The 18,947-nt window shown below is 68.4% G+C and carries 17 protein-coding genes; 8 read left to right on the top strand and 9 right to left on the bottom strand.

Going from position 1 to position 18,947, the window contains the following annotated elements:
- Positions 1–12 precede the first annotated feature (12 nt).
- Both dnaJ and OG266_RS20815 read left to right on the top strand, forming a co-directional pair.
- Positions 13–1,197 carry a molecular chaperone DnaJ gene (dnaJ, locus tag OG266_RS20820; protein WP_266457663.1) on the top strand — a complete coding sequence of 395 codons (1,185 nt, stop codon included), beginning with the start codon at positions 13–15 and terminating at the stop codon, positions 1,195–1,197.
- Between the two features lie 7 nt (positions 1,198–1,204).
- Positions 1,205–1,657, top strand: coding sequence for a heat shock protein transcriptional repressor HspR (locus OG266_RS20815; protein WP_266457660.1), 453 nt, complete (start codon positions 1,205–1,207; stop codon positions 1,655–1,657).
- A 70-nt stretch (positions 1,658–1,727) separates the two neighbouring features.
- Here the strand turns inward: OG266_RS20815 and OG266_RS20810 are convergent, their stop codons facing one another.
- Positions 1,728–4,223, bottom strand: a complete 2,496-nt coding sequence (locus OG266_RS20810) for a PA14 domain-containing protein (protein ID WP_371547743.1) — start codon at positions 4,221–4,223, stop codon at positions 1,728–1,730.
- Positions 4,224–4,655: 432 nt separating this feature from the next.
- Between OG266_RS20810 and OG266_RS20805 the strand changes: the two genes are divergently transcribed.
- Entirely contained in the window at positions 4,656–5,240 is a 585-nt protein-coding gene (locus tag OG266_RS20805; RefSeq protein ID WP_371547742.1) for a hypothetical protein, read from the top strand.
- Positions 5,241–5,354: 114 nt separating this feature from the next.
- On the opposite strand, the gene OG266_RS20800 is transcribed toward OG266_RS20805, so the two are convergent.
- Positions 5,355–6,068, bottom strand: coding sequence for a hypothetical protein (locus OG266_RS20800; RefSeq protein ID WP_371547741.1), 714 nt, complete (start codon positions 6,066–6,068; stop codon positions 5,355–5,357).
- Positions 6,069–6,165: 97 nt separating this feature from the next.
- Between OG266_RS20800 and OG266_RS20795 the strand changes: the two genes are divergently transcribed.
- Positions 6,166–6,738: an ArsR/SmtB family transcription factor gene (locus OG266_RS20795; protein ID WP_371547739.1), complete on the top strand. Its 573-nt coding sequence runs from the start codon at positions 6,166–6,168 to the stop codon at positions 6,736–6,738.
- A 43-nt stretch (positions 6,739–6,781) separates the two neighbouring features.
- Here OG266_RS20795 and OG266_RS20790 read toward each other — a convergent pair whose 3' ends face one another.
- Positions 6,782–6,976: a DUF397 domain-containing protein gene (locus tag OG266_RS20790; protein ID WP_371547738.1), complete on the bottom strand. Its 195-nt coding sequence runs from the start codon at positions 6,974–6,976 to the stop codon at positions 6,782–6,784.
- Positions 6,977–6,987: 11 nt separating this feature from the next.
- On the bottom strand, positions 6,988–7,869 hold the full coding sequence (locus OG266_RS20785; RefSeq protein WP_371547737.1) for a helix-turn-helix domain-containing protein: 882 nt from the start codon (positions 7,867–7,869) through the stop codon (positions 6,988–6,990).
- A gap of 253 nt (positions 7,870–8,122) precedes the next feature.
- Here OG266_RS20785 and OG266_RS20780 point away from each other — a divergent pair, with 253 nt between their 5' ends.
- Both OG266_RS20780 and OG266_RS20775 read left to right on the top strand, forming a co-directional pair.
- On the top strand, positions 8,123–8,554 hold the full coding sequence (locus OG266_RS20780; protein ID WP_266457638.1) for an ATP-binding protein: 432 nt from the start codon (positions 8,123–8,125) through the stop codon (positions 8,552–8,554).
- A 131-nt stretch (positions 8,555–8,685) separates the two neighbouring features.
- Positions 8,686–9,327 (top strand): Uma2 family endonuclease, encoded by a 642-nt coding sequence (locus OG266_RS20775; protein ID WP_329546424.1) that lies wholly within the window; start codon positions 8,686–8,688, stop codon positions 9,325–9,327.
- A 90-nt stretch (positions 9,328–9,417) separates the two neighbouring features.
- Here the strand turns inward: OG266_RS20775 and OG266_RS20770 are convergent, their stop codons facing one another.
- Positions 9,418–11,130, bottom strand: a complete 1,713-nt coding sequence (locus OG266_RS20770; protein WP_371547736.1) for a PA14 domain-containing protein — start codon at positions 11,128–11,130, stop codon at positions 9,418–9,420.
- Positions 11,131–11,264: 134 nt separating this feature from the next.
- Positions 11,265–12,935, bottom strand: coding sequence for a fibronectin type III domain-containing protein (locus tag OG266_RS20765; protein WP_371547735.1), 1,671 nt, complete (start codon positions 12,933–12,935; stop codon positions 11,265–11,267).
- A 288-nt stretch (positions 12,936–13,223) separates the two neighbouring features.
- Here OG266_RS20765 and OG266_RS20760 point away from each other — a divergent pair, with 288 nt between their 5' ends.
- Positions 13,224–14,351 carry a sugar ABC transporter substrate-binding protein gene (locus OG266_RS20760; protein ID WP_371547734.1) on the top strand — a complete coding sequence of 376 codons (1,128 nt, stop codon included), beginning with the start codon at positions 13,224–13,226 and terminating at the stop codon, positions 14,349–14,351.
- Between the two features lie 169 nt (positions 14,352–14,520).
- Entirely contained in the window at positions 14,521–15,177 is a 657-nt protein-coding gene (locus tag OG266_RS20755) for a M15 family metallopeptidase (protein ID WP_266457628.1), read from the top strand.
- A 53-nt stretch (positions 15,178–15,230) separates the two neighbouring features.
- Here OG266_RS20755 and OG266_RS20750 read toward each other — a convergent pair whose 3' ends face one another.
- Genes OG266_RS20750 through OG266_RS20740 form a run of 3 tightly spaced genes read right to left on the bottom strand, consistent with a single transcriptional unit; the run spans position 15,231 to position 18,611 of the window.
- Complete coding sequence (locus tag OG266_RS20750; RefSeq protein WP_266457626.1) at positions 15,231–16,094, bottom strand: transglutaminase family protein; 864 nt, start codon at positions 16,092–16,094, stop codon at positions 15,231–15,233.
- A gap of 2 nt (positions 16,095–16,096) precedes the next feature.
- Positions 16,097–17,029 (bottom strand): alpha-E domain-containing protein, encoded by a 933-nt coding sequence (locus OG266_RS20745; protein WP_371547733.1) that lies wholly within the window; start codon positions 17,027–17,029, stop codon positions 16,097–16,099.
- A 37-nt stretch (positions 17,030–17,066) separates the two neighbouring features.
- Entirely contained in the window at positions 17,067–18,611 is a 1,545-nt protein-coding gene (locus tag OG266_RS20740; protein WP_371547732.1) for a circularly permuted type 2 ATP-grasp protein, read from the bottom strand.
- Positions 18,612–18,947: the final 336 nt, after the last annotated feature.

Here is an 18,947-nt window from a genome sequence, read left to right as displayed (position 1 = left end):
GGGACGTCGAGGATGAGCACCAAGGACTTCATCGAGAAGGACTACTACAAGGTCCTCGGCGTCCCCAAGGACGCCACCGAGGCCGAGATCAAGAAGGCGTACCGGAAGCTCGCCCGCGAGTTCCACCCGGACGCCAACAAGGGCAACGCCAAGGCGGAGGAGCGCTTCAAGGAGATCTCCGAGGCGAACGACATCCTCGGGGACCCCAAGAAGCGCAAGGAGTACGACGAGGCACGCGCCCTCTTCGGCAACGGCGGCTTCCGTCCGGGCCCCGGTGCCGGCGGCGGCAACTTCAACTTCGACCTGGGTGACCTCTTCGGAGGCGGCACCCAGGGCGGCGGTCCGCAGGGCGGCGGCTTCGGCGGCGGGATCGGCGACGTGTTCGGCGGGCTGTTCAACCGCGGCGGCGCCACCACCGGTACCCGTACGCAGCCCCGGCGCGGCCAGGACATCGACACCGAGGTGACGCTCAGCTTCACCGAGGCGGTGGACGGCGCGACGGTTCCGCTGCGGATGACCTCCCAGGCGCCCTGCAAGGCGTGTTCGGGCACCGGCGACGCGAACGGCACACCCCGCGTGTGCCCGACGTGCGTCGGCACCGGCCAGGTCGCCCGGGGCTCCGGCGGCGGGTTCTCCCTCACCGACCCCTGCCCCGACTGCAAGGGCCGCGGTCTGATCGCGGAGACCCCCTGCGAGGTCTGCAGCGGCAGCGGCCGCGCCAAGTCCTCGCGCACGATGCAGGTCCGTATCCCGGCCGGCGTCAGCGACAACCAGCGCATCCGCCTCCGTGGCAAGGGCGCCCCGGGTGAACGGGGCGGCCCCGCGGGCGACCTGTACGTCACCGTCCACGTCGATGCCCACCCGGTCTTCGGCCGCAAGGGCGACAACCTCACCGTCACCGTCCCCGTCACCTTCGCGGAGGCGGCCCTCGGCGGCGAGGTCAAGGTGCCCACCCTGGGCGGACCCGCGGTGACCCTGAAGCTGCCGCCGGGCACGCCGAACGGCCGCACCATGCGCGCCCGCGGCAAGGGCGCGGTCCGCAAGGACGGCACCCGCGGAGACCTGCTGGTCACCGTCGAGGTGTCGGTCCCCACGGACGTGTCGGGCAAGGCTCGTGACGCCCTGGAGGCGTATCGCGAGGCGACCGCGGGAGAGGACCCGCGGGCGGAGCTGTTCCAGGCCGCGAAGGGAGCATGAGGACGCCATGGATGGAACCGGCCGTCGACGCAACCCGTACGAACTGACCGAGGAGACGCCGGTCTACGTCATCTCGGTGGCGGCCCAGCTCTCCGGCCTGCACCCGCAGACCCTGCGTCAGTACGACCGCCTCGGCCTGGTCTCTCCCGACCGCACGGCCGGGCGCGGCCGGCGCTACTCGGCCCGCGACATCGAACTGCTGCGCGCCGTCCAGGCGTTGTCGCAGGACGAGGGCATCAACCTCGCCGGCATCAAGCGCATCATCGAGCTGGAGAACCAGGTCGCCGCGCTCCAGCAGCGCGTCGCCGAACTCCAGTCGGCGGTGGACGGCGCGGCAGCCGCGATGCAGCAGCGCGAGGCGGCGGTCCACGCCTCGTACCGCCGCGACCTGGTTCCGTACCAGGAGGTTCAGCAGACGAGTGCGCTGGTGGTGTGGCGGCCGAAGCGGTCGCCGGAGTAGCCGAACTGCGTGAAGGGGCCCGGAGGTTGAACCTCCGGGCCCCTTCGTCGTACGCGGCACTCCGCTCGGGTCAGAACCAGCTGGCCCAGATCCCGTACGCCTCGCTCCGCACGGTCTCCTCGACCCCCTCGGGGCTGATGTACACCACGCGGTAGTAGTAGAGGCCCAGACGGTCCGCGTACACGGTCGTGTCCGTGGAGGACACGGGCCACGAGTCGCTCACCACCCCCGCGTCGAGCGTGGACCATGCCCCGCCGGCCGGGTCCCACCGCTCCACCCGGTAGTCGTAACCCAGGTACACCGTGCAGGGAACGGTCGAGAACAGGCTGTCGTTGCAGCTCCGGTAGAGGTTCGGGTACGGGGCCTCGCCGACCCCGGTGCCCGTCCATCCCGGTGGCCGGGTGTCGGGCAGGGTGACCCGCACGTCCACCGGGTGGTAGCTCATCGGGATGTACTCCGACTCGTCGTAGTCCTCCACGCCCGCGTCCGTGCCCGGCTGGTAGTCGTACCCGACCACCCGGTACACGTGCTCCTTCCCGTCGGGGACGGTCGCGCACAGGATCTCGGTCTCGCCCAGGGAGTCCCCGCCCCAGCAGTTGCGCTTCCAGACCGTCTCGCCGGTGTCCGGATCGGTGCTGCCCTGCCACACCAGGTATCCCTGGACCGGGTCGGGGTCGTCGGTCGGGGCCGTCCAGGTGAGCCGCACACCCATCGGGATCTGCTCCGCAGTCAGGTCGGTGACGGGCCCTGGCCGCAGGGTGTCCGGCGTGGTGGCCGTCGCCGAGGCCGTGCTGGGCTCCGAGGCGTGCCCGTAGGAGTCGACCGCGATGACGCGGTACTCGTAGGCGGTCTCGGACTCGCCGGAGGCGTCCAGGCAGGAGGAGATGGCGGTGGAGCTGCCCTTGGCGTAGGCGGGGTCGGTGCCGGAGGCCCACGAGAGCGTGTACGTGTACGGGGATTCGAGCGTCCCGCTGTCGGGCGACATGTGGGAGACGCACTGGTCCACGACGGTGCTGGTCCCGGTCGTGGTGTCCGTCCGCAGGATCCGGAAGGAGGATCGCGTGCTGTCGTCGATCCCCCAGGGGTCGGAGGTGCGCCAGTCCAGCTGCACGCCCCATTGGCCGTACGCGGCCGCGGTCACCTTGTGGGCGGTGACGGGCTCCGGCCGTTCCGCCAGGGCGAGTTCGACCTCTGCCGGCGCGGCAGCGTTACCGGCCGTGTCCACCGCCCGGACCACATACCGGTAGGTGTCGGAGACGGCCAGCCGCTGCATCGGGACGACGTCCGTCGCGGTCGTCGTGGTGACCGTCGTACCCGTGCTCGCGGCCAGGGCGTCGATGTACCCGCCGGTGGACGGCACGTACTGCAGGACCTGGTACGAGGCGGCCTCGTCGGCGGTCGACCACACCAGGTGGGGAACGCCCGACTCGTACTCGACGCGGGCGTCGGTGACGGGTGCCGGCGGCGTCAGGTCGGAGGTGGTGACCGTGGTGGCGGCCGAGTACGCGGACCAGTTCCCGGCGGCGTCACGGGCCCGCCCGCGGTAGGTGACCTTGCTGCCGTCCAAGCGGTACCCGGTGTCGCAGATCGCGCCCTTGGCACCGGAGTAGATGGTGCTCCAGGCGCCGGTGGCGGCGTTCAGCCGCTGCATCTCGTACCAGGCGATGTCGGCCTTGTTCTCCGCGGTGGTGACGAGCTGCGGGGCCGCGTAGGGCTCGAGGGACGCGCACGCGTCCATCTCGACGAACGGCGCGGCCGGCGGGGTCTTGTCCACGGTGGTGACGGGCTTGTCGGCGCTTCCGGCCGAGGAGTTGCCCGCCTTGTCGTAGGCGCGGACCTCGTAGTAGTACGTCTTGCCCGTCTTCGGCAGGGTCGTGTCGGTGTACGAGGTGGCGGTCGTGGTGGTGAGCTTGGTCCAGGTGGTGCTGCCCTGAAGGCGCCGGTAGACGCGGTAGCTCGCGAGGTCCAGCTCTTTGTTCTTCGTCCAGGTGAGCTTGGCTTTGCCGGTGGTCTTGTCGTACGTGACCGCTGTGCCCGTCGGGGTGAGGGGCTTGACCTTGTCGACGGTGGCCGAAGTCCTGGGCGTGTAGGCGAACTTGACGTTCGCGGTGCCGGTCCAGTTGACGTAGTCGACGCGGAGGGTGTGCTTGCCCTTGGGGACGGTGACGTTGACGGTCTTCTTCACCGTGGACGACACGTTCTTCCAGATGTCGACCTTGCGGGTGCCGTCGAGGTAGACGCGGATGCCGTCCTGGGTGGAGACGGGGAGGGCGAAGGGGCCGCCGGAGCCGAAGTCGCGGGTCACCGTCCAGCGGACGCCGAAATTGTTGGTCGGCATGCCGGAGGCGGGCGCACCCGTGCCCCAGTTCTGGTCGATGGCCGTATCGCAGTCGGTCTTCTTCGGCGTACCGGAGAAGTTGGTGTTCGCGAAGAACTGCCGTTTGTAGACCGGTGATGCGCAACTCGTCGCGGCGGAGGCGGAGTTGGCGGCCACGAGCAGGCCGGCCGCGGTGATGAGCACGACGGTGCCGGCGACTGCGGCCGTCGTGGGTCTCGCTGGGTTCATGCGTTCCTTCGCTCCTGATCGTCAACGGCGGGCAAAGCCGTTGACGATCAGGACTCGTGAGGACGCGGCTTGGTTGTACGGATCTTGCGCGCGTTTGACCGTCAGGCCGCCGGGGGTCGCCGACACCTCAGGGGGACAGTGCGGACTCCGCGCCGGGCGAGGCCGCGTTCAGTGCCCGCACCTTGTACGCGTGGGGCATGTCGGCCGTCGCGGCCTTGTCCTGTTTGTGTTAGTGAATGGTCATGATTGTCATTGATCGATCGCGGCGGTGTGTCGATTCGCCAACATGCCTGATGGGCAAGGCTATTCGACGCTACGCCGGATTTCGTTCGAGCCCGGAAATCTTCTTGCGCGTCGCTAATGCGACTGCTTCTATTTGGCCGTGCCCCGACAAGTTGTTCGGGGCATGGATCACCAAACGGGGAGTTTGCATTGAACAAGCGACTGACGGCGACCATGGCCACGACCGGTATCGCAGCCCTGCTGATGGTGGGCTTGCCGGCCGGTGTGGCCAGCGCCGCGCCGATCATCTGTGAGCCCGGCTACAAGCACGCCACCTGGACCTCGCTGTCGTCGGCGTGGGTCATCACCCACGCCAAGCAGATCAACATCCCTCAGGACGGCACCGGCAAGTACACGAAGTCGGCCACCTATCGCTCGACCGTGAGCTCCGGCCGTGAGATCACCGCCGGTGCCAGCTACTCGGCGCAGTGGGTCATCTCCAGCATGGACGCCCACGTCTCCGGCACTCTGACCAAGGCCGGAGAGAAGACGAAGGAGACCAGTGAGTCGGTCGAGTTCAACTTCAACAAGTCCGGCACGTATGTCGTCTTCAGCGGTGTGAAGAAGGCCTCCGGCTACTGGGAGGCCAAGACCTGCAACGGTAGCGGGACCGGCTACGGCAAGAAGGCGTACGGCAAGGCCCGCAGCTGGAGCGTCCAGACCGAGGGCGGCGTGAAGTGCACCGAGGCACCGGCCAGGGGTACCGCCAAGAAGGCGGCCAAGGCTTACTGCTGACGGTTGGTGGATGAGGGGTTCCGCTATCGCGCCTCGCCGGATTCGTCCGGCGGGGCGCGGTGCGGCGAGGGTGCCCGTGGGTCACAGGTACCGGCAATGACTCACCGAACCGGTCTATATGTAGGGCCGGATGGCCACCGTGACGTCCATGTCGAAGGCGTTCGCCCCCGACGCGGACGGCAGGCCCAGGGCTCGGTCGAGTGTGCGGCGCAGGGGGCCGCAGCCACTCGTGCCCGGGGCGGCGAACTCCGTGTCCTGGGCGCCGAAGGTGACGACCAGGGGATCCGTGGATATCACCCGGGTGGGATCGGTGTCCTTGAGTACGAGGTGGACCGCGTCCTCATCGCTGCCCACTGAGCAGTGCGACGACGGCCGGGTCGGCACCCCGTGCGCCGTGCTTATGGCGAACTTGATGTCGAACTCGCCGCGCCGGGTGTCGTCGGACAGGAAGTCCGAGTAGCCGCCGTACTGCGGAGTCAGGGTCAACGGGGTCCCTCCCACCCGGATCGGCGCAGCCGTCATCTGCCCGAAGACCTGGCGGAACTCACCGTCCACACGGCCTTCCGCAAAGGTGATCGTCATGGGTTCGGTGAGCGGCTCGTCGATGGCGCCCATGCGTAGATGCCCCGTGGCGTGCATGACCTCGCAGCGCCAGGTCCCGGGGTCCGCACCTGCGGGCAGCTCACCGGCGGTCGGGCAGGCGGAGAAGTCGAACTCGGGCGGATCCGCTGCCCGTTCAGCTCCGTGTGCGGGTGCGGCGCCCAGGGCGAGGGCGGCAAGCAGGGCCCCCGCGGCAGCACTCGTGAAGCGGCGGACTGTGCGATTCAAGGTCTCTCGGTTCGGTGTCACGCATCCAGCATTGCAGACCTTTCTCTGCAGAGAAAGGTCTGCAGAGAAATTGCTGCGATCCGGATAGACTGCCGCCATGACGGAAGAGCGCGGAGCGGAAGCCACGGATCGGCGCACGGTCGACAGCCCCGAGGTGCTCAAGGCCCTCGCGCACCCCCTGCGGCTGCGCATCCTGCGCCACCTCGGCACGGCGGGCCCGGCCACCTCGACCACGCTGGCCGCCGCCCTCGGCGAAAACACCGGGACGCTCAGCTATCACCTGCGCATGCTGGAGCGCAGTGGCCTCATCGAGGACATCCCCGAGCGCTCCACCGGGCGTGAGCGCTGGTGGCGCGGGGTGCGCGGCCTCGACATCCGCAGACCGCCGCAGGATGAGCTGACGGAGGCCGAGCGCGCCATGTCGGCCGAGCTGGATCGCATGAGGATGGAGGAGGACGTCGAGCTGGCCCGGCAGTTCACCGCCGGACAGGCGGAGTCCGAAGGCTGGATGCGGGGCTCACGCAGCCTCATCCATCTCACGAAGGGTGAGCTGGACGCCTTCCATGACGACTATCTGGCACTGCTCGCGCGCTATGCCCGCGGTCCCGAGGATGCCCCCGACGACGCGCGACCCGTACTCCTGCGTTGGTTCGGCCTGCCTGCCGATTGACCGGCGGCCGGCCCGCGGACTTGTCCGATCGCCGTCGGCGCCATCAGTGCTGAGGCGGGTTCGTCCTCTTGATGTGCCGGAGCAGCGCGGCGAGGCCCCGCGGGGCGGTGTGGAGGATGTCGTCCGGGGTGTCGCTCTCGCGGAGGTGGAGGGTTCCGTCGGGGGCGGTGGCGACGTAGAGGCACTCGCCTTCTGGGCCTCCGCTGAACGTTGACTTCTGCCAGTTCAGTTCGGGCATCGGGGGCCTCCCTAGAGCGTGTAGAGAACGTGCTGGATGAGTGCCAGCGAGTCCTTCACAGAGTGTGCATCTGGGGCCAACGATACGTCGATGGGGGCGAGGGCGTTCTCGGCCAGGTGCTGGAACAGGTCCTCGTACCGGTCCAGGCTCGGCCTGTCGCCCAAGTACTGGAGTCCGACGGGCTGTTCGAGCAGGACGGTGCCCAACTCCGGGTGTCCTGGGATGACGTGGACGAAGTTGCCGCTGAGTGCCGCGTACGCCTGGGCGCTGAACGGATAGATCTGGATGGTGACGTTGGGCAGGCGCGCGAGTTCCACGAGGTGCAGCAGCTGCTCGCGAACCACCTTGGCTCCGCCGAACCGCATGTGCAGGGCGGACTCATGGATCACCGCGTGCACGGAGGGCGGATTCTCGCGGGTGAGTACCTGCTGCCGTTCCATGCGGAACTCCAGGGCGCCTGCGCTGCGTTCGAAGCCCAGGCCAGGGCTGGTGAAGATGGCTCGCGCGTAGTCGGCGGTCTGGAAGAGCCCCGGGATGAACAGTGACTGGTGCATCCGAAGGGTGGTGCAATCCGCCTCCAGTTCTGCGGTGTTGAGGGCGTCGAGTCCTCGGCGTTTCTTGTACGCACTCCACCATCCTCTACCGGTTGCCTCGGACGTGGCGACGAGGGCCTCGATATACGTCGTATCTGTACATCCGTAGAGGTGGCAGAGCTCGCGGAGTCGTCCGGTCAGGATGCTCGTCTTCGCGGTTTCGATCTGGCTCAGCTGAACACGGCCCATGTTGATCCGCTCAGCTGCTTCTCCTGCGGTCAATCCCGCCTTCTCGCGCAGGTGTTTGAGTTCGAAGCCGAGGCGCCGTTGACGCTCGCTGATGGTGGTGCGAAGTCCCACGTGACTCTCCTTGCCGACTTCCCCGAAGTCTGCCCTGATCGCGGGGGTTGGTCCACCGATAGTGGCGATTAGGTTGTTCATGAAAGCCCATCTGCCCTACCGTGAGTGTGAAGCAGGTGACTCACCGGAATCAACCAACTCCCCCTGCCCGCAAGCCGACAGAGCACCCGCCCCTCCCACCAGGAGCGCGCGGACAGAGCCATCGCAGGGCACGGGCCAGCCATCCCCCCACCCCCGACGGGAGCCGACCCCCATGGACCCTGCCCGCCGCGCCGCCCACCGCCCCGCCCAACTCACGCACGAATACAGCCTGTTCGCCCCCGCGGACGCCACCGCACCCCGCGTGTGCCGGGACTTCGTACGCGCCGTCCTGTTCACCCACGACCGCGAACCCCTCGTCATGCCCGCCGCCCTGTGCACCTCGGAACTCGTCACGAACGTCCACCTGCACACCAAGGGCACCGCAATGGTCCGTATCCGCCTGACCCCCGCCCGACTCCACGTGAGCGTCTTCGACGAGAGCCCTGATCCACCGGTTGTGGCGCACCCCGTGGCGGGTGCCGTCGCCTGTTGGGGGCGTGGGCTAGCCCTGGTGGAGGAGGTGGCTGACATGTGGGGCGTCGCGGCTGAGCGGGCGGGGCGGTATGCGAAGGGGGTGTGGTTCGAACTGGGGTTGGCGGGCTGAGTCGTTTCCGCAGGTGAGCCCATATGGCTGCCTACCGTGACGGCGTTGCTTGTGCCTCAACGACGCCAAGCCCACACTTGAGGAGGAGGTGCCGCACCTTGACCGCTCTTGCGCACGAGAGGCCCGAGACCATGCCTGAGACCAGGACCGAGTCCGAGCCCACCCCGTCGCCCACCCCGTCCGTTTCAGAGTTGGACGAGGTCCTGTGGCAGGCATGGAAGGCCATGGAACTCCCCGAGGGCTACCGCGCTGAGATCATCGAGGGAGCCATCGAGGTGTCACCCACCGGCCGCTATTCGCACAGCGAGATCATCTACCAGCTCAAGGAGGCGCTGGGGGAGTTCCTGAGGGGTGGGGACTTCGCCACCCGGAACGACACGAACATCTTTCACCACGGCGGCGCGTGGGTGCCCGACCTGTTCGTCACGGTCAGGGATACGGAGCGCTACGTAACGGATGATGGCCTCGGGCTCACTGCTGCGGCAGTTCGACTCGTCGTTGAGGTCGTCTCCCCAGGCAAGCGCAACCAGGACCGCGACCGCGTGAAGAAGCGCCGGGAGTACGCCCGTGCGAGCATCCCCGTCTACGTCATCATCGATGACTACGACGACCAGGGCACCGTAACCGTCCTCACCGAACCCCGCCCCGAGAAGGCCGACTGGGTGGGCGTGCACCGAGTGTCGTACGGCACCGAGGTCACCATCCCCGAAGGGCCCGCCAAGGGCTTCGCCATCACGGAGGCGATCACGGGGCCTGCGAGGCCGGGGAAGTAGCGAGGGGGCCGTCACTGTCCGAATGGCGGCCCAACTGCGGCAAGGGGCCGGAAGGTTGGTCACCCCCCGACCCCTTCTGTGTCGCTCAGGTCACTGCGCAGGCGCCGTGGCCGCCCAGTCGCCCGCCGGTACGGATTCGGTGCCGTCTGCGGCCAGGGTGGTCACCCAGTAGAAGGACGTGGTGCCGCGCCGGGCGCCGGTGTCGTAGTAGTAGGTGACACCGCTGCCGACGTCGGCGATCTTCTCGTACGCCTCGGTGGCGGGGTTCCAGCGGTAGACGCGGTAGCCCGTCGTCTCCTGGGAACTGGCGCTCCAGTTCCAGTCGAGGTAGTTGCCCTCGTCGCCTTCCGCTCCGGACGCGTCCAGTTCCAGCGGGGAGCCCTCCGGAGTCGCGACGCTCGGCGTCATGTCGAGTTCCGTCGCCGTGATGATGTTGGCCTCGCCGGTCGTCTTCCAGGCGGACCACCAGTTGTCGTCGTACGCGTCGATGAAGAAGCAGGCCTCTTCGCCGTCGGGCAGGGTCGCGTACTCGTACGACGTGGTGGCGGCGGACAGCCACTCCACCTCGTGCACGGAGCAGACCTTCTCCTCGTCGTCGCCCAGGAGTTCACCCCGGTAGACGACGTACCGCCCGAGGTCGGGCGCCGGGTTCGGGTCCCAGGCCAGCGAGAAGCCGTACTCGGTCGGCGTGGCCGACAGCCCGGTCACCGCGGGTGGTGCGGTGCTGTCCGGGCGGGTGGCCTCGACGGCGGCGGAGCGGGCGGACTCGTTGCCCGCCGCGTCCAGGGCGGTCACCCGGTAGAGGTAGGTGCTCTCCTCCACCGCCGAGGTGTCCAGGTACGAGGCCTTGGTCGTGTCCCCGACCTTGGCGTACGTGCTGCTCCCGCTCGGCGCCCGGTACACGTTGTACGACGTCGCCCCGGCGACCGCGGTCCACTCGATCGGGATTCCGTTCACCGAGATGGAGGTGTCCAGCCCGGTGGGCACGGCGGGGGCGGTGAGGTCGGCGGTGGTGACGAGCTTGTCGGCGGTGCCCGTGGACTCGTTGCCGGCCTTGTCGTAGGCGCGGACCTCGTAGTAGTAGTACGCCTCGCCCGTCACGGGGAGGGTCGAGTCCGTGTACGAGGTGGACGTCGTCGTCGCGAGCGGCTTGGCGGGGAACGCCGCTCCCTTGAGGCGCCGGTAGACGCGATAGCCCGCGAGGTCCATCTCCTTGTTCTTGGACCAGGTGAGCTTCGCCTTGCCGGTGGCTGTGTCGTACGTGACGGCCGTGCCCGTCGGGGTGAGGGGCTTGACCTTGTCGACGGTGGCCGTGGTGCGGGGGGTGTAGGCGAACTTGACGTTCGCTGTCCCTGTCCAGTTGACGTAGTCCACCCGCAGGGTGTGCTTTCCGGCCGGGACGGTGATGTTGACGGTCTTCTTCACCGTCGAGGACACGTTCTTCCAGATGTCGACCTTGCGGGTGCCGTCGAGGTAGACCCGGATGCCGTCCTGCGTGGAGACGGGGAGCGAGAACGGGCCGCCGGAGCCGAAGTCGCGGGTCACCGTCCAGCGGACGCCGAAGTTGTTCGTCGGGAGACCGGAAGCGGGGGCGGCGGTGCCCCAGTTCTGGTCGATCGCGGTGTCGCAGTCCGTCTTCTTCGGCGTACCGGAGAAGGTGGTGTTGGCGAAGAACTGCCGCTTGTAGACCGGCGATGCGCAGGTCGTCGCGGCGGAGGCGGGGGCGGCTATGAGCAGGCCGCCCGCGGTGGCGAGCACGAGGGCGGTGGCAACCGTGGCCGTCGTGCGTCTTGCTGGGTTCATGCGTTCCTTCGGTCCTGAACAAGCCTGATCGTCAACGGCAGGCAAAGCCGTTGACGATCAGGACCGACGAGGAAGCGACTTGGTTGTACGGATCTTCGCGCGCCGTTGGCTTGCGGGCCGCCGGCGCCTCCTGGTCAGCGGCCGACCGTGAACTCCAGCCAGGAACCCTTCTCGCCGGTGCGCCCGTACGCGTCCACGGCGAACACGCTGACCATGCAAGGGCCGCTGTACGGAGGGGTCCAGGCGATGGTGGAGGTCGTTGTCCTCCCGCCGAGGCCGCTGTCACCGCAGGCGCCGGAGATGTTCCAGGAGTAGTGGCTCAGCAGCCGGCCTTCGTCACCGGCGCCGGGCTTGATCCCGACCTGGATCGGGGAACGGGTGGATCCCGACGAGACCAGCGTCAGCTGCGGCGCGAGCGGCCCGGTCGCGGTGGCAGGCGTGAGCCGGTCTACGACGGCCGCCTCGGACGGCTCCGAGTCGGCGCCGTTGCTGTCGACGCCGGCGACGTAGTAGTACGCGTTCCCCTTCGGAGCGGAACGGTCCTCGTAGGACGTGGCCGACGCCCCCGCGCCGGCCACCAGGGCCCAGGCGCCGTTGGGGGAAGTACGACGGTAGACGTGGAACCCGGTGACCACCGCGTCGGGATCCTCCGCCGCAGTCCACGTGACGTTGGTGAAGGCGTCGGCGGGTGTGCCCTTGACCGCGGACGGGACGGGCGCGGTGGACGCCACGGGGCGTGTGACCGTCACAGGCTCGGAGATCGGGGAAATGTTCCCGGAGCCGTCGACGGCCTGGAGGGTGTACCCGTAGGCCGTCCCCGCGTCTGCGATGGGGTCCGTGTAGGACGTTTCGAAGACGAACGCGGGTCCGTCCAGGTCCTGCTGTCCTACGGGGGCCGCCCACACCTCGTAGTGGTCGACGTCCTTCGAAGAGGCCTGCCACGTGATCGCGTTGCCCGCGGTGGTCCCCAGCGCCGAAACGCCGGTGACTCGCCCTGGGGCTGTCTTGTCGACGGTGGTGACGGCCTTGTCCGCCGTGCCCCCGGACTCGTTGCCCGCCTTGTCGATGGCGCGGACCTCGTAGTAGTACGTGTCGCCGGTCGTCGGCGGGGTGTTCGTGTACGAGGTGGCGGTCGTGGTGGTGAGCTTCGTCCAGGTGGTACTGCCCTTGAGGCGGCGGTAGACGCGGTATCCCGCGAGGTCCATCTCCTTGTTCTTGGACCAGGTGAGCTTGGCCTTGCCGGTGGTTTTGTCGTACGTGACGGCGGTGCCCGTCGGGGTGAGGGGCTTGACCTTGTCGACGGTGGCCGTGGTGCGGGGGGTGTAGGCGAACTTGACGTTCGCTGTCCCTGTCCAGTTGACGTAGTCCACCCGCAGGGTGTGCTTTCCGGCCGGGACGGTGATGTTGACGGTCTTCTTCACCGTCGAGGACACGTTCTTCCAGATGTCGACCTTGCGGGTGCCGTCGAGGTAGACCCTGATGCCGTCCTGCGTGGAGACGGGGAGCGAGAACGGGCCGCCGGAGCCGAAGTCGCGGGTCACCGTCCAGCGGACGCCGAAGTTGTTGGCCGGGAGACCGGAGGCGGGGGCGGCGGTGCCCCAGTTCTGGTCGATCGCGGCGTCGCAGTCCGTTTTCTTCGGTGTGCCGGAGAAGGTGGTGTTTGCGAAGAACTGCCGTTTATAGACGGGTGAGGCGCAGGTTGTCGCGGCGGAGGCCGGGGCGGCGGCCGCGGTGAGCAGGCCGCCGGTGCTGGCTGTCGCCAGCGCGATGGCGATTGCCGCTCCGCTGCGTCTGACTGGTCTCATGCTTCCCCTGTAGCGCTTGGTGGTGTAGATCGGCCACCACCAAGACACCTGGACAGGGGCATGGGTTGTAGGCATGTGACGAGAAGTATGTGAAACGAGGGGCGTGTGTGAATCAGAGGGGTTCCGTGGAAGTGGAGGCGCACCCTCTTCCCATCGTGTTCACTTGAGGAACACAGCATGCTGTTGCCATCTCGTTAAGTGGTTACTCCTTGACGCTGAGGTAATCGCCGCGTTGGCTTTCAGCCACCTGGGTCGCAATGCTGCAACCTCGCCCGGAAGGCACCTGATGTGAACACTCGTAACACCCGTCGCCGTCGGACCGTCATAGCCCTGACCTCGTCCGCGATGGCAGTCTCCCTCGTCGGCTGCGGCGTTGTGGACGGGATCGGTGGCAGCGAAACCAAGGCAAGCCCCACGAAGGGCGACGACATCAAGGTGGGTCTGCTCCTCCCGGAGACGGAGAACACGCGTTACGAGAAGTTCGACTACCCCATCATCAAGTCGGAGGTGGCGAAGCTCACCAACAACAAGGGTTCGGTGGTCTACGCCAACGCCGGGGCGGACGCGGACAAGCAGGCCAGCCAGCTCCAGGAGATGGTGGACGCCAAGGTCGACGTCCTCCTCGTGGACGCTGTGGACTCCAAGGCCATCGCGAGCGGCGTGCAGAAGGCCAAGGACGCGGGCATCCCCGTCATCGCCTACGACAGGCTGGCGCAGGGGCCGATCGACGCGTACGTCTCCTTCGACAACGAGCTCGTCGGCGAGGTGCAGGGCAAGGCGCTCGTCTCCGAGCTGGGCAGCGGTGCCGCCAGCAAGAAGATCATCATGATGAACGGGTCGGTGACCGACCCGAACGCGGCGCAGTTCAAGGCTGGCGCGATGACCGAGCTGAAGGACAAGGTCGTCATCGCCAAGACGTACGACACCAAGGACTGGCTCCCGGCCGAGGCCAAGAAGAACATGGAGAAGGCCATCGAGGCCGTCGGCCTCGACAACATCGCCGGTGTGTACTCCGCCAACGACGGCATCGCGGGCGCGGTCATCGACGTCATGAAGACCATGGGCGTCAACACGGTTCCGCCGGTCACCGGGCAGGACGCCGAGCTCAACGCGGTGCAGCGCATCGTCAAGGGCGACCAGTTCATGAGCGTCTACAAGTCGTACCCGCAGGAGGCCAGCGCCGCCGCCGAGATGGCCGTGGCGAGGGTCCAGGGCCGCTCGATCGAGTTCGACGCGCTGGCCAGCGACAAGGTCGACAGCCCCACGAACGAGAACATCCCGGCCTCACTCGTCCCGGTGGTCGGCCTCACCCAGGCCAACATTCAGGACACGGTCATCCAGGACGGCATCTACAAGATCAAGGACATCTGCACGGCCGACTACGAGTCGGCGTGCGAGGCGATCGACCTGAAGTAGTCCGTCGGGCCGGTCCTCGGTCTACGTGACTGGTCTACGTGACTGGTCTACGTGACTCGGTCCACGTGACTCAGCAGGGCGGCGAGTCCCTCCGGGGCGGTGGTGATCACCGCGCGGGGCTCGCCGCTTTCGCGTACCAGGGACCGTCGCGGCGTGATCTGATCCGGTCATGACCGAGATCGTGTTGATGTCAGATCCGAAGATCGCCGCGATACCCGTTGTGGACTGCGGGGAGCTCCTTGTCGATGTGCGGGAGAGGGAGCTGTTTCCCGTCGATGCCCGCAGGCGGGACGACTCGGGGGCCTTCGCGCATCTGCGGGCGGGCGTGCTGACCAGGCTCGTGAAGGCCAGGGCCCTGCTCCCCGGTGGCGTACGGCTGTTGTTCGTCGAGGGGTACCGCCCGCCCGCCTTGCAGCGCGAGTACTTCGAGCGGTACGCCGCTGAACTGCGGGCGGACAACCCCGGCTGGGACGCCGAACGCGTCCGGAACGCGGCGAGCCGGTACGTGTCCCCTCCGGAGATCGCCCCGCACAGCGCGGGCGCCGCAGTCGACCTCACCCTCGTCGGCGCCGACGGGCAGGAGCTCGACATGGGAACGCGGGTGAACGCGAGCCCGGAGGAGAGCGACGGCGCCTGCTACACGGCCGCGGACGGCATCAGCCTGCGGGCGCGCGCCAACCGCCGGCTGTTCGGCGACGCGCTCAAGGCGGCCGGCCTGGTCAACTACCCCACCGAGTGGTGGCATTGGTCCTACGGCGACCGCTACTGGGCGCTCACCACCGGCGCCGACCACGCGATCTACGGGCCCCGGGAGTTCGACGCCTGACACACCCGGGGCTCGCGCACTCGCAGGTACTCGAGGTACTCGCACAGGCGAGTTCAAGCCACCCGCGTGAACTCCACCGTCACCTCGGGCGGCCCCCCGGCCACCCCCCGATACACCCCCTTGTGCGGTGTCACGTCGTCGTAGTCGCGTCCTCGGCCCACCACCACGTGGGACTCGTCGGCGCGGGTGCTGTTGGTGGGGTCGTAGCCGTTCCAGTCGCCTGCCCAGTACTCGATCCAGGCGTGGCTCTGGCCGGCGACGGGTCGGTGGAGTTCGGCGTCGCGTTCGGGGTGGAGGTAGCCGGAGACGTAGCGGGTGGGGAGGCCGAGGCCGCGGAGGAGGGCGGCGGTGAGGTGGGTGATGTCCTGGCAGACGCCCGCGCCCTGTTCCCAGGCCTCCATGGCGCTGGTGTTCACGCCCGTGGCGCCGGGGATGTACGAGACCTGACCGGTGACCAGGGACGACACCGCGACGGCGGTCTCGTGCGGGTCGAGGCCCGCGGCGATCGCCCGCGCCCGCTCCACCAGCTCGGGCGACACGGTCGTACGTCCGGTCGGCGCCGCGTACTCCAACAGGCGCGAGTTGGTGATGAGTTCGGCGATTTCCGGCCAGGTGGGCGAGGCCGTCGGGGGACCCGGCGGTGCTGTCTCCACCAGGCTCGACGCCGTGATGGTGAGGTCCGCGTGCGGGTCCATGAGGTCGAAGCCGGTGACCTGGGTGCCCCAGTAGTCCCAGTACGACCAGGTGGCGGTCGCGGGGTTCACCGTCACGCGCGCGTCCAGGGTGGTCTGGCCGGGGAGTGTCAACGGGGTCATGCGGACCTCGTTGTGCGAGGAGACCGCGGCCTGCGCGTAGGAGACGCGGGTGGTGTGCCGGATCCGGAGCCGACGGGTTGCCGTGTTGAAGTTCCCGGTCATGGTCACGCTCCTTCCTGGGCCCACTCGACGGGCCCCTGGTTCGGGAAGAACTTCTCCGCCACCGCTTCGGCGGACGCCATGCACGCCTGCTGCAAGTCCTTCAGCAGCAACGGGAGTTGTTCCTCCAGCGCGGCCAGGTCCAGGTATTCGAGGCGGGTCCGCATGCGGCCTATCGGCCGGCGTGCCGGGTCCTGTCTCGGCCGCCCGAGCGCCGCGAGGCACTCCTCGGCCGTGGTCAGGGCGTGCAGCGCGGAGCGCGGGAAGTCCCGGTCCAGCAGGAGGAATTCGGCCACTCGCGGAGTGTCGCCGAAACCGCCGTAGACCCGGGCATACGCCTCATCGGCGCCGCTCGCACTGAGCAGTGTCGGCCAGTCGGGAGCGTGGGCGGCGTCCAACACCCGTACGGACAGCAGCCGTACGGTCATGTCCACCCGCTCCAGGCTCCGCCCCAGGACCACGAACCGCCAGCTGTCGTCCCGGCTCATCGTCGAGTCGGCGAGCCCGAAGAAGAGGGCGGCCCGGCGGCGTACGAGCTCCAGATAGGCGTAGGGGCCCGTCCGCCGTGCTGCCAGGCGCTGGTCGGCCAGGGCGTGCCAGGTGGAGTTGAGGCACTCCCACATCTCGGAGGAGACCGCCTCGCGGGCGCTGCGCGCGTTCAGCCGGGCGGCGCCGATCGCGCCCTCGATGGAGCAGGTGGAGCGGGCGTCGAAGGCGAGCTGGTCCAACACCTGCTGCATGTCGACGCGTTCGCCGCCCGCGTCGACGCCGAGGATCGCGTACAGCGAGCGGCAGGCCACGTCCTCGTCGCGCCAGGGGTCTTCGAGGAGCCGGTGCAGATAGGCATCGAGGATGCGGCCGGTGGCGTCCGCCCGCTCGACGTACCGTCCGGTCCAGATCAGGGCTTCGGCTATCCGGGAGAGGATCACGTCGTTCACGGCCGTACCTCCTGGGCCTCAGGAACCAGTGAAGCGGTCACTGCTGCTGCGCCCCTTCCTGTACGACGGTGCGGTCGCCGTCGGGTCCCAGCTGGCGGGGGACCACGTCGGGCACGGAGCTGCTGATCTCGGGTGTGGGCTGATCGGCGGGCCCCTCGGCAAGGACCCAGGTGTCCTTGGAGCCGCCGCCCTGGCTGGAGTTGACGATGAGGTTGCCCTCCTGGAGCGCGACCCGGGTGAGTCCGCCGGGCAGTACCCACACATCGCTGCCGTCGTTGACGGCGAACGGACGCAGGTCAATGTGGCGCGGCGCCATACGGTCACCCGCGAGGGTGGGCGAGGTGGACAGGGCGACCGGCCGCTGCGCGATCCAGCCGCGCGGATCGGCGGCGACGGCCTCGCGCGTACGCTCCAGGGTCTCCCGGTCGGCCTTCGGCCCTATGACGATGCCCTGGCCGCCGGCGCCGTCCACGGGCTTGATGACCAGCTGGTCGATCTGGTCGAGGACGGCGTCCAACTGGCCGGGCTCGTCGGGCCGGAAGGACTCCACGTTGGGGAGAATCGGTTCCTCGGAGAGGTAGTAGCGGATCAGGTCGGGGACGTACGTGTAGAGCAGCTTGTCGTCGGCGATGCCGTTGCCGACGGCGTTCGAGAGGGTCACTGTGCCCGCCTGCGCGGCGTTCATGATCCCCGGGCAGCCGATCACCGAGTCGGGCCGGAACTGCAGCGGATCGAGGAAGTCGTCGTCGAGCCGCCGGTATACGACATGGACGGGCATCTCGCCGCGCGTGGTCCGCATCCACACCCGGTTGTTGCGGCAGACGAGGTCGTGCCCCTCGACCAGCTGCACGCCCATCAGCCGTGCCAGCAGGGCGTGTTCGAAGTAGGCGGCGTTGCTGGGGCCGGGGGTGAGGACGACGACACGGGGGTCGGTGACGCCGTGCGGCGCGGCGGCCCGGAGCGCGGACAGCAGCTTCTGCGCGTACCCGTCCACGGGCACCACATGCTGCTCGGCGAAGAGCGAGGGGAAGATACGGGTCATCGCACGCCGGTTCTCGATGACGTACGAGACACCGGACGGCACGCGAACGTTGTCCTCGAGGACCCGGAACTCCCCTGCCTCGTCCCGCACGAGATCGATCCCGGCGACGTGGATCCGTACGCCGCCCGGTGGCTCGATCCCGTGCGCGGCTCTGTGGAAATGAGGTGAATTGAGCAGCAGCCGCCACGGCACGACACCGTCCTCGAAGGCGCGGCAGGGCCCGTAGGCATCGCTGAGATAGGCCTCGAGGGCCCTGACCCGCTGGGAGACCCCGCGCTGGATGAGATCCCATTCGAGCGCGTCGAGGATGCGCGGCACGAGATCCAGCGGCCAGGGCCGTTCCTCGCCCGCGAAGGCGTAGGTGACACCCCGGTCGGTGAACGACCGCGCCATCTGGTCGGCCCTGAACCGCAGTTCAACCGGTTCGATCGGCTGAAGTGCCGCCAGTACCGGCTCATAGGCGGTCCTGACCTCACCCGGCCGCTCAAACATCTCGTCCCACGCATCGGCCAACGCGTATGCGTCAAATATGTCCGCCATGGACTGACGTTAAGTGCGGTTCGTAACACGCTGATCACTCGACGATTTCCAGCAGCTCACGTGGTGTGCCGCCGTTGTCGTGTCGTCGCCGGGTCGCCGCCCCCGGGGCCCTGGCCGAAGGGGGAATCCGGCCAGGGCCGCTCGGAGCGCCCTGGAATCCGTGCAGCCTGTGAAGCCCATGTGGGCTCCGTGGATTCCGTGGCGCTCATGGGAAGCGATTCCACGATGCACCGGACGGATGGGCGCCGCCACCGTCAGCTTGTTGCAAGTGCGCAGGCGGAGGCGGGGATATATATGGGCGTATACGGGCGATAGGGGGCGGTGGGGCGGCGCAGG

The sequence above is a fragment of the Streptomyces sp. NBC_00554 genome (assembly GCF_041431135.1).
Taxonomy (GTDB): Bacteria; Actinomycetota; Actinomycetes; order Streptomycetales; family Streptomycetaceae; genus Streptomyces.
This window is presented reverse-complemented; position numbering and strand designations above follow the sequence as displayed.

Bases quoted from the DNA above. Each gene is read 5' to 3' on its own strand.
- OG266_RS20810 (WP_371547743.1), bottom strand. From the start codon at position 4,223: ATGAACCCAGCGAGACCCACGACGGCCGCAGTCGCCGGCACCGTCGTG.
- OG266_RS20795 (WP_371547739.1), top strand. From the start codon at position 6,166: ATGACGGAAGAGCGCGGAGCGGAAGCCACGGATCGGCGCACGGTCGAC.
- OG266_RS20815 (WP_266457660.1), top strand. From the start codon at position 1,205: ATGGATGGAACCGGCCGTCGACGCAACCCGTACGAACTGACCGAGGAG.
- OG266_RS20780 (WP_266457638.1), top strand. From the start codon at position 8,123: ATGGACCCTGCCCGCCGCGCCGCCCACCGCCCCGCCCAACTCACGCAC.
- OG266_RS20775 (WP_329546424.1), top strand. From the start codon at position 8,686: ATGCCTGAGACCAGGACCGAGTCCGAGCCCACCCCGTCGCCCACCCCG.
- OG266_RS20770 (WP_371547736.1), bottom strand. From the start codon at position 11,130: ATGAACCCAGCAAGACGCACGACGGCCACGGTTGCCACCGCCCTCGTG.
- dnaJ (WP_266457663.1), top strand. From the start codon at position 13: ATGAGCACCAAGGACTTCATCGAGAAGGACTACTACAAGGTCCTCGGC.
- OG266_RS20740 (WP_371547732.1), bottom strand. From the start codon at position 18,611: ATGGCGGACATATTTGACGCATACGCGTTGGCCGATGCGTGGGACGAG.
- OG266_RS20750 (WP_266457626.1), bottom strand. From the start codon at position 16,094: ATGACCGGGAACTTCAACACGGCAACCCGTCGGCTCCGGATCCGGCAC.
- OG266_RS20790 (WP_371547738.1), bottom strand. From the start codon at position 6,976: ATGCCCGAACTGAACTGGCAGAAGTCAACGTTCAGCGGAGGCCCAGAA.
- OG266_RS20765 (WP_371547735.1), bottom strand. From the start codon at position 12,935: ATGAGACCAGTCAGACGCAGCGGAGCGGCAATCGCCATCGCGCTGGCG.
- OG266_RS20755 (WP_266457628.1), top strand. From the start codon at position 14,521: ATGACCGAGATCGTGTTGATGTCAGATCCGAAGATCGCCGCGATACCC.